General features: G+C 70.3%; 9 protein-coding genes. 8 read left to right on the plus strand and 1 reads right to left on the minus strand.

Annotation, left to right across the window (positions count from 1 at the left end):
• Positions 1 to 94: 94 nt before the first annotated feature.
• The 8 genes from BLT28_RS02900 (at position 95) to BLT28_RS02935 (ending at position 15,709) form a co-directional block, all read left to right on the plus strand.
• Positions 95 to 8,386, plus strand: coding sequence for a type I polyketide synthase (locus tag BLT28_RS02900; protein ID WP_030432260.1), 8,292 nt, complete (start codon positions 95 to 97; stop codon positions 8,384 to 8,386).
• On the plus strand, positions 8,383 to 11,067 hold the full coding sequence (locus BLT28_RS02905; protein WP_030432261.1) for a type I polyketide synthase: 2,685 nt from the start codon (positions 8,383 to 8,385) through the stop codon (positions 11,065 to 11,067). Before BLT28_RS02900 ends, BLT28_RS02905 begins: the two co-directional genes overlap by 4 nt.
• 55 nt (positions 11,068 to 11,122) lie before the next feature.
• Positions 11,123 to 11,962 (plus strand): 3-hydroxyacyl-CoA dehydrogenase family protein, encoded by an 840-nt coding sequence (locus BLT28_RS02910; protein ID WP_030432262.1) that lies wholly within the window; start codon positions 11,123 to 11,125, stop codon positions 11,960 to 11,962.
• A gap of 28 nt (positions 11,963 to 11,990) precedes the next feature.
• A complete protein-coding gene (locus BLT28_RS02915) occupies positions 11,991 to 12,239 on the plus strand; it encodes an acyl carrier protein (protein ID WP_030432263.1) in 249 nt (82 codons plus the stop codon).
• A gap of 2 nt (positions 12,240 to 12,241) precedes the next feature.
• Positions 12,242 to 13,360 carry an acyl-CoA dehydrogenase family protein gene (locus tag BLT28_RS02920; RefSeq protein ID WP_030432264.1) on the plus strand — a complete coding sequence of 373 codons (1,119 nt, stop codon included), beginning with the start codon at positions 12,242 to 12,244 and terminating at the stop codon, positions 13,358 to 13,360.
• Entirely contained in the window at positions 13,357 to 14,394 is a 1,038-nt protein-coding gene (locus BLT28_RS02925) for an HAD-IIIC family phosphatase (RefSeq protein WP_231950593.1), read from the plus strand. The genes BLT28_RS02920 and BLT28_RS02925 overlap by 4 nt, the downstream gene beginning before the upstream one ends.
• Before the next feature lie 74 nt (positions 14,395 to 14,468).
• Positions 14,469 to 15,185, plus strand: coding sequence for a thioesterase II family protein (locus BLT28_RS02930; protein WP_231950595.1), 717 nt, complete (start codon positions 14,469 to 14,471; stop codon positions 15,183 to 15,185).
• The gene (locus BLT28_RS02935) at positions 15,185 to 15,709 is read left to right on the plus strand and encodes a 4'-phosphopantetheinyl transferase family protein (protein WP_052407898.1); all 525 of its coding nucleotides are present in this window, start codon (positions 15,185 to 15,187) and stop codon (positions 15,707 to 15,709) included. The genes BLT28_RS02930 and BLT28_RS02935 overlap by 1 nt, the downstream gene beginning before the upstream one ends.
• Here BLT28_RS02935 and BLT28_RS42750 read toward each other — a convergent pair.
• Positions 15,693 to 15,842 (minus strand): DUF6355 family natural product biosynthesis protein, encoded by a 150-nt coding sequence (locus tag BLT28_RS42750; protein ID WP_407638808.1) that lies wholly within the window; start codon positions 15,840 to 15,842, stop codon positions 15,693 to 15,695. The genes BLT28_RS02935 and BLT28_RS42750 overlap by 17 nt on opposite strands.
• Between the last annotated feature and the right edge of the window lie 218 nt (positions 15,843 to 16,060).

Consider the following 16,060-nt stretch of genomic DNA (forward strand, 5'->3'; position numbering starts at 1 on the left):
GCACTAACAGATCGCCCGCCGATGTGGTCGTCTTGAGCAGGGGAATCCATGCGCGTGCGCCCCGGACCCAGGCTTCAAGGGAGTTGCGGCATACATGGCGACAGAAGAGCAGTACCTCGAGTACCTGAAGCGGTTGACCACCGACCTCCGGGAGACCAAGAGGCGGCTGCACGAGGTCCAGGAGCGGGACTTCGAGCCGATCGCGATCGTCGGCATGAGCTGCCGTTTCCCCGGCGAGGTCCGGTCCCCCGAGGACCTGTGGCGGCTGGTCGCCGACGGGACCGACGCCGTCACCGGTTTCCCGGCCGACCGCGACTGGGGCGCGGAGGTGTACAACCCCGATCCCGAGGTGCCGCACACCTCCTACAGCCGGGAGGGCGGGTTCCTGCACGACGCCGCCGACTTCGACCCGGAGTTCTTCGGCATGTCGCCGCGCGAGGCCCTGGCCGCCGACCCGCAGCAGCGGCTGCTGCTGGAGGTCTCGTGGGAGGCCATCGAGCGCGCGGGCATCGACCCGGCCTCGCTGAAGGGCAGCTCCACCGGGGTCTTCGCGGGCGTGATCTACAACGACTACGCGTCGCGGTTGCCGGTGCCGCCGCCGGAGTTCGAGGGCTACCTCGGCACGGGAAGCCTGGGCAGCGTGGCATCCGGGCGCGTGGCCTACACCTTCGGCCTCGAAGGCCCCGCGGTGTCCATCGACACGGCCTGCTCGTCGTCGCTGGTGGCCGTGCACCTGGCGGCCAACGCGCTGAGGTCGGGAGAGTGCTCGCTGGCGCTGGCAGGTGGCGTCACGCTGATGGCGACCCCCAGCCCGTTCATCGAGTTCTCCCGGCAGCGCGGCCTGTCGCCGAGCGGACGCTGCAAGGCCTTCTCCGACACCGCTGACGGCACCGGCTGGGGCGAAGGCGTCGGCATGCTGCTGCTGGAGAAGCTTTCCGACGCGCAGCGCAACGGGCACAAGATCCTCGCGGTCGTCCGTGGCTCGGCGACCAACCAGGACGGCGCGTCCAGCGGTCTGACGGCGCCCAACGGTCCCGCGCAGCAGCGCGTCGTCCGCGCCGCGCTGAGCAACGCGCGCCTGGCCCCCGGCGACATCGACGCGGTGGAGGCGCACGGCACCGGAACGCCGCTGGGTGATCCGATCGAGGCGCAGGCGCTGATCGCCACCTACGGGAAGGGGCGACCGGCGGAGACACCGCTGTGGCTCGGTTCGCTGAAGTCCAACATCGGCCACACCCAGGCCGCTGCCGGTGTCGCGGGCATCATCAAGATGGTCGAAGCGATCCGGCACGGCGTCCTGCCGAAGACCCTGCACATCACCGAGCCCTCGTCCCAGGTGGACTGGAGTGCCGGTGCCGTCTCCCTGCTGACCGAGGCCCGGCCCTGGCCGGAGGTGGACCGGCCGCGCCGCGCCGCCGTCTCCTCGTTCGGTGTCTCCGGAACGAACGCGCACCTGATCCTCGAACAGGCTCCTGAGGTCGAGGAGCCGGAGCCCGAGGTCGTCGGCTCGTTGCCGATCGTGCCGCTGGTGCTGTCCAGCCGCTCCGCCCGCGCGCTGAAGGCGCAGGCCGAGCAGCTGAAGTCCTTCATGGACAGCAATGACCAACTGTCCAATGTGGACATTGCTTTCTCGCTTGCCACGACCAGGGCCGCGTTGGAGCACCGGGCCGCTGTCGTCGCCGCGGGCCGGGAGGAGCTGCTGGCCGGGCTGACCGCGCTCGCCCAGGGCACTGCCACCACCGACGTGGTGCAGGACCAGATCCGCGACGGCAAGACCGCGTTCCTGTTCACCGGCCAGGGATCGCAGCGCCTCGGCATGGGTCGTGGGCTGCACGAGGCCTTCCCGGCGTTCGCGGCGGCCTACGACGAGGTGCGCGCACTCCTGCCCGCGGAGGTCGCGACGCAGGAGGAGCTGAACCAGACCGGCAACGCCCAGCCCGCGCTGTTCGCGCTGGAGGTCGCGCTCTACCGGCTCGTCGAGTCCTGGGGCATCAAGCCAGACTTCGTCGCAGGCCACTCCATCGGCGAGATCGCCGCCGCACACGTCGCGGGCGTGTTCTCGCTCGAAGACGCGGCGCGCCTGGTCGAGGCCCGTGGCCGGCTGATGCAGGCCCTGCCCACCGGCGGGGCCATGATCGCCATCCAGGCCACCGAAGCCGAAGTGCTGCCGCACCTCACCGACCGCGTCGGCATCGCGGCGGTCAACAGCCCGACGTCGGTGGTGATCTCCGGCGACGAGGCGCAGGCCGAGGCCGTCGCCGAGCAGTTCAAGGACCGCAAGACCAAGCGCCTCGCCGTCTCGCACGCGTTCCACTCCGTGCTGATGGACGGCATGCTGGACGAGTTCCGCGAGGTCGCGGAGTCGATCACCTACTCCGCGCCGTCGATCGAGATGGTGGCCGGCGGTGCCATCACCACCGCGGACTACTGGGTCAACCACGTGCGGGACGCCGTCCGCTTCGCCGATGGGATCAAGACGCTCGATTCCCACGGCGTCACCACGTACATCGAGATCGGTCCGGACGGCGTGCTGAGCGCGATGGGCGCGGAGAACGTCGACGGGACCTTCATCTCCGTGCTCCGCAAGGACCGCGACGAGGCGCACACCGCGACCCTCGCCGCCGCTCACGCGCACGCCCGGGGCATCCGCGTCGACTGGCCCGCCATCTTCGCGGGGACCGGGGCGAAGCGCGTCGACCTGCCCACGTACGCCTTCCAGCGCAAGCGGTACTGGCTCGCCCCGGAAGCCACCGAAGCCCCCGCGGCGAGCCCGGAGGAGAAGCGGTTCTGGGACGCTGTGGACTCCGGTGACTTGGAAAGCCTTGCGGCGGAACTCGCGGTGGCCGACGCGAACGGTCAGGCCAGCCTCAGCGCGATCCTGCCGACCCTGGCGAACTGGCGCCGTTCCCGGCAGCAGATGTCCGTTGTGGACGGATGGCGCTACCGGGTCACGTGGAAGCCGGTCAGCGGGAACGGTTCTTCGGTGGCTGGGCGCTGGCTGCTCGTCGTTCCCGCGACGCAGCAGGACCACCCGTGGGTCGCCGGCGCCACCGAAGCGCTGACCGCCGCCGGAGCGACTGTCGAGGCGGTCACGGTGGAGGAGGTCGGCGGCACCGCGAGGGGCGTGCTCTCCTTGCTGGGACTGGACGAGTCGACCGCCATCGAGTCCACGATCGCGCTGCTTCAAAAGGAGGTCGACGCGCCGATCTGGGCCGTCACCCAGGGCGCGGTCGCCGCCAACGACAAGGAGACCGTCACCGCTCCGCTGCAGTCGCAGCTGTGGGGCCTCGGCCGAGTGGCCGCGATCGAGCAACCGCAGCGGTGGGGTGGCCTCATCGACCTGCCCGCCGAGGTCGGCGAGCGGGCCAAGCAACTGCTCGCCGCTGCTCTCGGTGGTGTGTCCAATGAGGACCAGCTGGCCGTGCGTCCGTCCGGCCTGGTCGCACGCCGCTTCACCGAGGCGGGAGCGGCCGTTCCCAAGCGCACGTGGCGCCCCGGCGGCGCTGTCCTGATCACTGGTGGCACCGGGGGAATCGGCGGCAAGGTCGCGCTGCACCTGGCCCGCAACGGCGCCAAGCACCTCGTCCTGGTCTCGCGCAGCGGTGAAGCCGCTGACGGTGTCGCCGACCTGGTCTCCGAACTGACCGAGCTGGGCGCCCGCGTCACCGTTCGCGCATGTGACGTCGCTGATTTCGACTCCCTCAGCGCGCTGTTCGACGAGCTGGGCGAGATGCCGACCTCGATCATCCACGGCGCGGGTGTGCTGCGGCTGGAGCAGATCTCGACGATGACCGCCGAGGGCTTCGCCGAGGTTGCGAGATCCAAAGTGGACGGAACGCTCAACCTGCACCGCCTCACCGAGGGCGCGGACCTCGACGCGTTCGTGATGTTCTCCTCCATCGGCGGTGTGCTCGGCAACGGCGGCCAGGCCGCGTACGGCGCCGCCAACACCTTCCTGGACGCCTTCGCCGAGTACCGCCGCTCGCAGGGGCTCACCGCGACCGCCGTCTCCTGGGGCCGCTGGGGCGAGGTCGGCATGAGCGTCGGCGAGGAGATCGACGCCTTCCTGACCGAACTCGGTGTTCCGGCCATGGCGCCGGAGCTGGCCGTCGCGGCCTTGCAGCAGGCGATGGACAGCGACGAGACCGCCGTCACCGTGACCGACATCGACTGGCGCACCTTCGCGCTGACCTTCACCGCGATGCGTCCGGCCCCGCTCATCGGCGACCTGCCCGCGGTGCTGGCGATCGCCGAGGAGGAGGCCGCCCGCGCCCGCGAGACCGCCGAGGCCGGGGTGTGGCGCGAACGCCTCTCCGGGCTCGCCGAGGCCGAGCGCGACCGCGTCCTGCTGGAGCTGGTGCGCACCTTCGCCGCCCAGGTGCTCGGGCACGGCGGCATCGACGACATCCTCCCCGACGAGCCGTTCACCAAGCTCGGCTTCGACTCGCTGACCGCCGTCGAGCTGCGCGGGCGGCTCAACGCCGAGACCGGCCTGGTCCTGCCGCCGACGCTGGTCTTCGACCACCCGACGCCCGCGGCGCTGGCCACGCACCTCCTCGCGTCACTTTCCGGAGTGGAAAGCGAAGTCGTCCCGGTGGTCACCACGCAGGTGGCAGGCGACGAGCCGATCGCGATCACCGGCATCGCGTGCCGGTTCGCCGGCGGCAGCAACACCCCCGAGCAGTACTGGGACATGCTGGCCGAGGGCGCCGACGTCATCCGCGAGGTGCCCGAGGACCGTTGGGACGCCTCGAAGTTCTACGACCCCGACCGCACCGCGCCTGGCAAGGCCTACACGCAGGCCGGTGGGTTCATCGACGACATCGCCGGGTGGGACGCGCCGTTCTTCGGCCTCTCGGCGCAGGAGGCGCACCGCCTCGACCCGCAGTTCCGGTTGTTGATGGAACTGGTCTGGGAGGCCATCGAGGACGCCGGGATCACCGCCGAGGAGCTGCGCGGCAGCCGCACCGGCGTGTTCGCGGGCCTGATCGACTCGTTGCAGTACACCTACCGGCAGCTGGAGGTCGACGGCGCCGCGTGCTCCGACGACCCGTACTTCAGCCTCGGCAGCTCGCTGAGCGCGGCGGCGGGCCGCATCGCCTACCACCTCGACCTGCGCGGCCCGTGCCTCACCGTGGACACCGCGTGCTCGTCCTCGTTGGTGGCCATGCACTTGGCGGTGCAGAGCCTGCAGCGCGGTGAGTGCGACATCGCCATCGTCGGTGCCACGTCGGGGATCCTCTCCCCGGAGACCTTCGTCCAGGCGTGCAAGATGAGCATGCTCGCCGTGGACGGCAAGACGAAGACCTTCGACGCCTCCGCGGACGGCTACGTGGTCGGTGAGGGCGGCGGTGCGGTCATCCTCCGCCGGGCCTCCTCGGTCCGCGCCGGGGACCGCCCGCGTGCGCTGATCAAGGCGACCGCGACCAACCAGGACGGCCAGAGCAACGGCCTGACCGCGCCGAACCGTGCCGCCCAGCTCGCCGTGATCAAGGCTGCCCAGGCGGCCGCGGGTGTCACGCCGGACCGCATCTCCTTCGTGGAGGCGCACGGTTCCGGTACGCCGCTGGGTGACTCGATCGAGTTCAGCGTGCTGCGCGAGGTCTTCGAGGACCGGCCCGCCGACAACCCGCTCTACGTCGGCGCGGTGAAGTCCAACGTGGGCCACACGCTCGCGGCGGCGGGCATGGCCGGGCTGATCAAGACGGTGCTGGCGTTGCAGCACAACGAGATGCCCGGCAACCTGAACCTGGTCCAGCCGAACGACGTTGTCACCATCGACGGTACGGTGCGCCCCGTTCAGGGCCTGACCCCGTTCGCGGGGGACGGTCCGGTGCTCGCTGGCGTCAGCTCGTTCGGCTGGTCCGGCACCAACGCCCACTTCATTCTGGAGCAGGTTGCGGCCGAAGACCCGCTTGCGGGGTCGAGCGTCACCACCGATGAGGCGAAGTCTGCTTCCACCGAGGCACCGCAGCTGATCACCGTGTCGGCCAAGAGCCACGGAGCCTTCAGGGACGCTGTCACGGCGCTGGCCGATCACCTGGAAGCCAATCCCGCGCTCGACCTCGCGGACGTCGCCTACACCACGCAGGTCCGCCGGACGAGCCACCCGCTGCGCGGATTCGTCGTGGCGCAGGACATCGCCGATGCCGTAGCCCAACTTCGCGCGGGCCTCACGCCGGTGGACGCGCCCACCACGAAAACGCACGCCGGCGGTGACGTTTCGCCGGAACTCGCGGAGCGTCTGCGGGCGTGGGGAGTCGAGCTGGTCGAGAACCCGGACGTGGTCGTCGACGAGGGTTACGACTTCCTTGTCCTGCTGGGCAAACTGTGGCAGCACGGCGTCAAGGTGGACTTCGCCGCCGGGCACTCGCCGGAGCGCTCTCCGGTCAGCCTCCCCGGTTACCGCTTCCAGCGGATCCGCTACTGGCCGGACTACGACACCAGGCCGGAGCCGGTGGTCGTGCCCGAGGCGAGGACCGAGGGCAAGCCGGGGATGTTCTCGCACACGCCGATCTGGCGGCGCCAGGACGCCAAGACCGCGCTCGCCGACGCCGCGCCCACCACGGTGATCGTGCTCGCCGACCGCACCCACGTCGGCGACCAGATCGCGGACCTCGCGAAGGCCGCGGGCCACGAGGTGCGGATCGTCGAACCGGGCGAGGACCACCGGAAGGTGCTCGACGGCATCGCCGACCGCGCGGACACCCCGCTGCGGATCATCCACGCCTTCGGCGTCCACAAGGGACTCCCGGAGCCGGAAACCGCCGTGGAGAACGGTTTCTACAGCCTCATGGAGCTGGTGCAGGCACTGGGCTCCGTGGTGCCCAACCGCGCGGTCAACCTGGTCGCGGCCGGGGTGGACACCTTCGACGTGATCGGTGAGGACGCCGGGAACCCGCTGGCTGCCGTGGTGTTCGGCGCGGTCGGCGCGATCGACCACGAGTACCCGTTGGTGTACCCGCGTTACGTCGACGTGGAGTCGACCACCGAGCCCGCGACCATCGCCGCGCAGCTGCTGCGCGAGTCCGACCTGCTCGCCGCGGAGATCACCGCGCAGGGCAGCGAGGCGGGCACGGCGTGGGCACCGGTCGCGTGGCGGCGTGGACGGCGGTGGTTGAGGGACTTCGAGGTCACCCCGCTGTCCGAAGTGGACGATTCGATCGCCTGGCGTCAGGGCGGTACCTATCTGATCACCGGTGGTACCGGTGGGCTCGGGCTGATGCTCGCCCGGAGGCTGGCCGGGCTCGGCACGAAGCTGGCGCTCGTCGGCCGGTCGAAGCTGCCCGAGCAAGCGCGGTGGAACGCCTGGATCGAGGCGCACGGCCCGGACGACAAGACCAGCAAGACCTTGCTGGAGCTGAAGGACCTGGTCGCCCTGGGCGCGGAGGTGCTGCCGATCAGCGCCGACATCTCCGATCCCGTCCAGGTCAAGGCGATGCTCCGCACCGCACGCGAGCACTTCGGTGAGCTGCACGGTGTCGTGCACGCGGCCGGTGTGGCGGGCAAGGGCCTGTTGCAGACCAAGAGTCGTGAGCAGGCAGCGGAAGTGCTGGCGCCCAAGGTGAAGGGCACGCTCGCCCTCGCCGAGGAGCTGCGCGCGGAGCCGGTCGAGCTGCTGGTGCTCTATTCATCCGCCGTGACCGTGATCGGTGCGGTCGGCGAGTACGACTACGCCGCGGCCAACGCGTTCTTGGACGCCTTCGCCGCCGCCGAGTCGGTCACCGCTAGCACAGCCAAGCACGTCGTGTCTGTGGCTTGGGGCGCATGGCTGTACGACAACTGGTCAAACGACGCGCTTTCCGGCTCTCCGGAGCTCCAGAAGGCCGTCCGCGACTACCGTGCCAAGTACGGCATCCGCGACACCGACGGGGTCGACGAGCTGACCAGGATCGTGGCATCCGGCGCCCCCCAGGTGCTGGTGCTCACCCGGCCGCTGCCGGAGGCGGTCCGCACGTTCGCCGAGGTGAACTCGATGGACGCGGTCGCCGACGGCGTCGGGGTGGTCCCCGCCGCCGAGCGGTACCCGAGGCCGGACCTGCGCGTGGCCTACCTGGCCCCGCGCGATGAGGTGGAGAACCGGATCGCGGTGGTGTGGCAGGAATGCCTCGGTCTGGAACAGGTCGGCGTGCACGACCCGTTCTTCGAGCTCGGGGGGACCTCGCTGGTCGGGCTGGTGGTCATCGCCAGGCTGTCCAAGGAGTTCTCGGTCGAGCTGGCCGCGGCGAGCCTGTTCGAGAAGCCGACCGTCGCCCAGTTCGCGGAGCTGCTCCGGGAGCAGGCGGCACCGGGCGGTGCTGACAGCCCGGCGAAGGTGCTGAAGGGCAGTGCCGCGCGCGGCGAGCGCCGTCGCATGGCGCGCGGCAGGAGGAGCGGAAAGCGATGACGGAGTACGAAGAGGACGAGGGTTTCTCCGGCGACATCGCCGTCGTGGGCCTCGCCGGGCGGTTCCCCGGTGCGGACGACGCCACGGGGTTCTGGGAGAACCTGCTGGCAGGGCGCTCCGGCATCGTCCGGCACGACCGGGCGGAGCTGCTGGCCGCGGGCGTGCCCGCCGAGCACGCGGACGACCCGAACTACGTCCCGGTCTCCGCCGCGGTGTCCGGGATGGACCTCTTCGACGCGGGCTTCTTCGGGGTCGACCCCGAAGAGGCGGCGCTGATGGACCCGCAGCACCGGGTGTTCCTGGAGACCGTCTGGCATGCGCTGGAGGACGCGGCGATCGAGCCGTCCACTGTGGACGGAACGGTCGCGGTCTACGCGGGCTGCGGACCGTCGACGTACCTGATGATGAACCTGGTGACGCACGACGACCTGTTCGTCAAGGTCGGCCCCGAGCACCTGATCCTGTTGAACGACAAGGACACGCTGGCCGGTCGGGTGTCGTACTCGCTGGACCTCACCGGCCCGGCCGTGACCGTCCAGGCGCACAGCGCCACCTCGCTGGTCGCCGTGTGCACGGCCTGCACGAGCCTGGCGGCGGGGGAGACCGATGTCGCCGTCGCCGGTGGCGTCTCGTTGCTGTTGCAGCCGCCCGGCTACTGGTACTCCGAGGCCAACCGGCTCAGCTCCGACGGCGTCGTCCGGCCCTTCGACGCCGCCGCCAACGGCAAGATCACCGGTGATGGCGTCGGCGCGGTGGTGTTGCGCCGCCTGGAGGACGCGATCGAGGACGGCGACCGGATCTACGCGGTCATCCGGGGCTGGGCGGTCAACAACGACGGCTCGGACAAGGCCGGGTTCACCGCGCCGAGCGTGCAGGGCCAGGCCGCGGTGATGGCCGAAGCCCTCGGCGCGGCCGGGGTGGAGCCCGACGAGGTGGACTTCGTCGAGACCAACGCCTCCGGCACGGTGTTCGGCGACGCCGCCGAGGTCGCGGCCATCCAGCAGGTCTTCGCCGAGTCGAACTCCCTCAAGATCGGATCGGCCAAGGCGGGCATCGGCCACCTCAACCAGGCCGCCGGCATCGCCTCGCTGCTCAAGACCGCGCTCGCGCTGCACCACGAGCAGCTGCCGGGCACCCTGAACTTCAGCGCTCCCAACCAGCAGCTGGCGCGCACCGGCGACCGCATCCAGGTCCCGGTCGAGCCGACCCCGTGGGAGCGCGGCGATCGGCCCCGTGTCGCGGGCGTGAACTCCTTCGGTTTCGGCGGCACCAACGCGCACGTCGTGCTGGAAGAGGCGCCCGAGCCGGAGGACGAGCCGAACCCGCGCAAGCACTCCCTGCTCGTGTGGTCCGGCACTTCCGCCGAGGCCGCCGACGCCATGACCGAGCGGATCGCCGCGAGCACCGCTCCGATCGAGGACCTGGCCTACACGCTCCAGATCGGCCGCAGGGCCTTTCAGCATCGGCGCTTCGCCGTGGTTGAGTCCATTAAGGACGTTTCCCGGGAAGGCCGTGTTCTGGCCGACAGCAACGTGATCGAGGGCCGCGAGGTCGGTTTCCTGATCGCCGGTGTCGGTGAGCAGTACAAGGGCATGGTCGGCGACCTCTACCGCGACGAGCCGGTGTTCCGCGAGGCGATCGACGAGTGCGCGGCGATCTTCCGCCGGCACCTCGGCACCGACCCGATCGCGGACATGATCGCCACCAGGGGAGCCGCCAGCAACGACCTCGCGCGCCTCCTGGGCCGGGCCGCCGAAACCGACGAAAGCTCCGCTGCCACCGACGTGGTGCAGCCAGCGGTGTTCGCGGTGGAGTACGCGCTCGGGAAACTGTTGCTGGAGTGGGGAATCACGCCGAGCGTGCTCGCGGGCTACAGCGTCGGCGAGTTCGTCGCCGCGGCGCTGGCGGAGAGCCTGACCCTGGGCGAGGCCGCGGGCCTGGTCGCTGTGCGCGCCAAGCTGATCGCGGCACTGCCGCAGGGCGCCATGGCCGCGGTCCCGCTGTCCGTGGACGACCTCACCGCGAAGATCGGTGCGCTGGACGGCGTCGACGTCGCCTCGGTCAACGGTCCGGCGATGATCGTGCTCTCCGGCCCGGCGGACAAGCTCGCCGCGGTCACCGAGAAGCTCGCCGAGCACGCCGTCCCCGCGCGCTTCCTGCGCACCACGCACGCTTTCCACTCGCGGGCGCTGCGACCGATCGCCGCCGAGCTGACCGCGTGGGCCCGGCAGAACCTCAGCCCGCAGGCGCCGAAGATCCCGTACCTGTCCAACGTGACCGGTGCGCCGATCACCGAGCGCCAGCTCAAGGACCCCGGGTACTGGGCGGAGCACATGTGCCGCACGGTCCAGTTCGCCGACATGATCGCCCACCTCGCCGCGACGCACCCGGACGCCGCCCTGGTGGAGGTCGGCGCGGGCCAGTCGCTCGGCGCGATGTTCCGCGGCCACCCCGACGTGCCGTCGCAGCGGTGGTCGCTGCTGCTGCCGACGCTGCCGGGGGAGTCCGACCCGAGCGAGACCGGGGCCGTGCTCACCGAGGCGCTGGGCAAGCTCTGGCTGACCGGCGCCACCGTGGACTGGGCGGCCTACCACCGCGGCCGGGGCGCGCGGAAGACGACCGCGCCGACGCACGTGTTCGAGCGCGGGCGCCATTGGATCGACCCTGTACAGAAGGCGTAGTGCCCTTGCCACGCAAGGGGAAGACGACGGGGCAAGGGGAACGAGGAGAGAACCGATGAGTCTTGTTGGAGTGGTCGGCGCGGGCGTGATGGGCTCGGGCGTCGCGCAGACCTTCGCTCAGGCGGGGCACGAGATCGTCCTGATCGACAACGATCGCGACGCGCTGGCCAAGGCCCTCAACGCCATCGAGCTCAACGCGCGGATGAGCCGGATGATGGGCGGTCCCGCGGTGGACCACGAGCAGGTGCTCGCCCGCATCACCTCCGGCACCGACCTGGGCCTGCTGGCCGAGGCGCACATCGTGATCGAGAACGTCACGGAGAACTGGGAGATCAAGAAGGCGGTCTGGCTGGAGCTGGAGGCCACCTGCAAGGCCGAGACCATCTTCGTGGCCAACACCTCGGCCATCCCGATCACCAAGCTGGCCTCGCTGACCAAGCGCCCGGCCCAGGTCGCGGGCGTGCACTTCATGAACCCGGTGCCGATGAAGCCGGCCGCGGAGCTGATCAAGGGCTACCACACCACGCCGGAGACCATCGAGACCGTGCGCGACCTGCTGACCTCGGCGGGCAAGCGCGGCATCGACGTCAACGACGCCAGCGGCTTCGTGTCCAACCGGGTGCTGATGCTGACCGTCAACGAGGCCGCCTACCTGGTCTACGAGGGCGTCGCCAGCGCGGAGACCGTCGACGACGTGTTCCGCAGCTGCTTCGGCCACCCCATGGGGCCGCTGGAGACCGCCGACCTGATCGGCGTCGACACGATCCTCTACAGCGTCGAGGTCCTCTACGAGCACTTCGCCGACAGCAAGTACCGCCCGTGCCCGTTGCTCAAGCAGATGACGGACGCGGGCCTGCACGGTCGCAAGTCCGGCAAGGGCTTCTACACCTACTGATTCCCTGGTTTCACGGAGGAGCACACCCATGTCCGACAACGCCCGCGCCGAGCTTCGCCAGTTCATCGTCGGCAAGTTCCCCAAGATCGAGCTGGCCGACGACCAGGACATCTTCGCCCTCGGCTTCGTCAACTCGTTGTTCGCGATGGAGCTGGTGATGTTCATCGAGAAGACCTTCTCGGTGCGCATCCCCAACGACGAGCTGAAGCTGGACAACTTCCGCAGCATCGACGCGATGACGGACCTGATCGCGCGTCAGCAGTCGGTGACGGCCTAGCCATGGGCCCGACCCCCGAACTGGTCCGGGAGTTCGTCGACGCCGCGGTGGCGCCGAACGCCGAGGAGTTCGACCGCACCGAGCGGCTGCCGGAGTCGCTGCTCAAGCAGGTCGGCTCGCTCGGGCTGTGGGCGCCGTTCCTGTCCGAGGCGGTCGGCGGCTCCGGCAGCGACTACGTCACCGTCGGCCGCATCCACACCGAGATCGGCCGCGGCTGCTCCGGTCTGCGCAGCATGCTCACCGTGCACGGCATGGTGTCCTGGTCGGTCAACCGCTGGGGCACCGACGAGCAGAAGGACCACTGGCTGCCCGAGCTGGCCTCGGGCGCCACCTTCGGCGTGTTCTGCCTGTCCGAGCCGGACAGCAGCGGCAGCGACTCCAAGGCCGAGGGCACCGTGGCGGAGCCGGACGGCGACGGCTGGGTGCTCACCGGCCGGAAGAAGTGGATCACCGGCGGGCAGGTCGCCGACCTGATGATGGTCTTCGCCAGGACCGGGCCGGGGATGAGCGCGTTCCTGGTGCCGCGCACCGCGCCCGGCGTCGAGGTGACGCCGGTGCCGAGGATGATGGGCACGGCCGCCAGCATGATCGCCGAGATCACCTTCTCCGGCGTGAAGCTCGGCGCCGACGCCCTGCTCGGCCCGCGCGGCTGGGCGGCGGGCACGGTGATGACCGGCGCGCTGGACATCGGCCGCTACAGCGTGGCCTGCGGGTCGCTGGGCATCGTCCAGGCGGCGCTGGAGGCCAGCGCCCGCTACACCGCCGAGCGCTCGGCGGGCGGGAAGCTGCTGCGCGACCAGCCGCAGCTGCGCGCCAAGATCAGCGACATGGTGACCAGCCGGGACGCGGCGCGGTTGCTGTGCGAGCGGGCCGGTCGGCTCAAGGACGCCGACGACCCCGAGACGATCATGGCCACCTGGATCGCCAAGTACCACGCGTCCACCGCGGCCACCAAGGCCGCCAGCGACGCCGTGCAGATCCACGGCGCCAACGGTTGCAGCCCCGACTACCCGGTCGCCCGGCTGTACCGCGACGCCAAGATCATGGAAATCATCGAGGGCAGCACCGAGCTCCAGCAGCTGACCATCGCCGACGTGGCATACCGGGAGGTATTGCTGTGAAGCCCAAACTCGGGCGCATCAAGTGCGTCGTGTGGGACCTCGACAACACCGTCTGGGACGGGATCCTGCTGGAGGACGGCGACGTCAAGCTCCGCGACGAGGTGGCCGAGGAGATCCGCCGCCTCGACGAGCTGGGCGTCCTGCACTCGGTGGCCAGCCGCAACGACCGCGACGCCGCCATGGCCAAGCTGCGGGAGTTCGGGCTGGCCGACTACTTCCTCTACCCGCAGATCAACTGGAACGCGAAGTCCGGCTCGATCGAGCAGATCGCCAAGTCGATCAACATCGGCCTGGACGCGATCGCCTTCGTCGACGACCAGCCCTTCGAGCGCGAGGAGGTCTCCCACGTCCTGCCCGCGGTGCTGACCGTGGACGCGCTCGGCGACCTGCCGACGATCCTGCGCCAGGACGAGTTCCGGCCGAAGTTCGTCACCGACGAGTCCCGCATCCGCCGCGAGATGTACCAGGCGGCGGCGCAGCGCGACCAGATCGAGCAGGAGTACAGCGGCACCAGCGAGGAGTTCCTGGCCACGCTGGACATGAAGTTCACCATCTCGCGCGCGCAGGAGGCCGACCTCCAGCGCGCCGAGGAGCTGACCGTCCGCACCAACCAGCTCAACTCCACCGGGCGCACCTACTCCTACGAGGAGCTGGACGCGCTGCGCACCTCGCCGGACCACCTGCTGCTGGTCGCGTCGCTGACCGACCGCTACGGCAGCTACGGCAAGATCGGCCTCGCCCTGGTCGAGCGCGGCAAGCCCGCGTGGCACCTGCGGATGATGCTGATGTCCTGCCGGGTGATGTCGCGCGGCGTCGGCACGGTGCTGCTGAACCACATCATGGGCCTGGCCAAGGCGGACGGCGCCAAGCTGCGCGCGGAGTTCGTCGAGACGGGCCGCAACCGGATGATGTACGTGACCTATGCCTTCGCCGGGTTCACCGAGGTGGAGCGGGACGGCTCACATCTGGTCTTTGAATCCGATCTGGCCACGATCCAGCCCCCGCCTGCTTATCTTGTGGTCGAGACGGACTGATCGAGGGAGTGGGCATGACACGACCGAACGCGCCGCGGTGGCTGCCATTGGGCAATGGCCGTCCGGCAGTGCCAATGCTCGACCCCGCAAGCGGGTCTTCGGCGAGGGTCTACTGCTTCCCGCATGCAGGCGCCAGCGCTGCCGTCTACGCGCCGTGGCGCGCCCTCGCGGGGGACCGGCTGGCGATCTGCCCGGTGCAGCCGCCTGGCCGGGCCGAGCGCTTCCGCGAGAAGCCGTTCACCTCGGTGGACAGCCTGGTCGACGAGCTGGTCGCGGACATCGGTGATCAGTTCACCGGCACGTACGCGTTCTTCGGGCACTCCATGGGCGCGCTGCTGGCGTTCGAGGTGACCAGGAAGCTGCGCGCGATCGGCGCCCAGCTGCCGAAGCACCTGTTCGTCTCCGGCCGCGCCGCCCCGCAGCTGCCGGACACCCGCAAGCAGCTGCGCGCGCTGCCGCAGCCGGAGCTGATCGCCGAGCTGAAGCGGCTCGGCGGCATGCCGGACGCGGTGCTCAACGAGCCGGAGCTGCTGGAGCTGTTCATCCCGCTGTTCCGCGCCGACCTCACCGTCAACGAGGCGTACACCCACCGGGTCGAGGACCCGCTGCCGCTGCCGCTGACCGCGTTCGGCGGCCACGGCGACCCGCGTGCCGACGACGACGAGCTGAAGGCGTGGGGTGAGCTGACCGCGGGCCGGTTCGCGCTGCACACCTATCCCGGCGGCCACTTCTACCTGGAGAAGAAGGCGGGGGAGCTGATCGACCTCTTCGCCGCCGAACTGGCCGCGTAGTGGAGGTCTGGCTGGGCCGCGCCGACGAGGCCCAGGCCATGCTTCGCTCGGTCCTGGGGGCCGGGGCGGAGATCGTTCGTGAGGAGTCCGGTCGCCCGCGGGTGGTGGGCGGACCGGACTTCAACCTGTCGCACTCCGGCGACCTGGCGGTGCTGGCCGTCTCCGGGGACCGCCGCGTGGGGATCGACGTCGAGCAGCACCGGGAACTGGACCACCTGGGCATGGCCGGCCGCGTGCTGCTGCCGAGCGAGTACGAGGTGATCGCGGCGCTGCCCGCCGCCGACCAGCCCGCGGCGTTCTTCCGGTACTGGACGGTCAAAGAGGCCTATGTGAAGGTGACCGGCCAGGGCTTGAGCGGGCTCCCGGGGCCTGAGTTCGTCTCCGATCACCTGGTCGTCGACGGCGAGCGCTGGTCGGTCGCTGAGCTGGCGCTACCGGAGGGGTACTCCGGCGCCGTGGTGTCACCGGGTCCGCCGTTCGCGGTGCGACAGCGGGCCTGGCCCAGCGTCAGCAGCGGTTCCTGACGTACCACGCGTTGTGGTACAGGGGCCACTGCCCGATGTGGGTGATGCCGGGAGGGACGCACTTCTCGAAGTTCTCGCCCCTAATCCTGTCCACTGTGATGGTGACATTCGTGTCTCCACAGTGGTTGTACATGAGTTGCGGCCCATCGGGTTGCGGATAGTCGTGGTCCACGTAGACGCCGCACTTGGTGCTGCTCGCCGTGGCCGTCGCCGGAGCGACGAGGAGCGCCACCGCCGTTCCCGTTCATGAGTCCTTCTGGACGTTCAGCGGTAGGTGGAAGGCCAGTTGCCCTGGGCCAGCACTCGCCGGGCTTGGCGTCGCGCAGGTACGGCCGCCACCCCATCTTCCTG

It is taken from the genome of Allokutzneria albata (assembly GCF_900103775.1).
GTDB lineage: Bacteria > Actinomycetota > Actinomycetes > Mycobacteriales > Pseudonocardiaceae > Allokutzneria > Allokutzneria albata.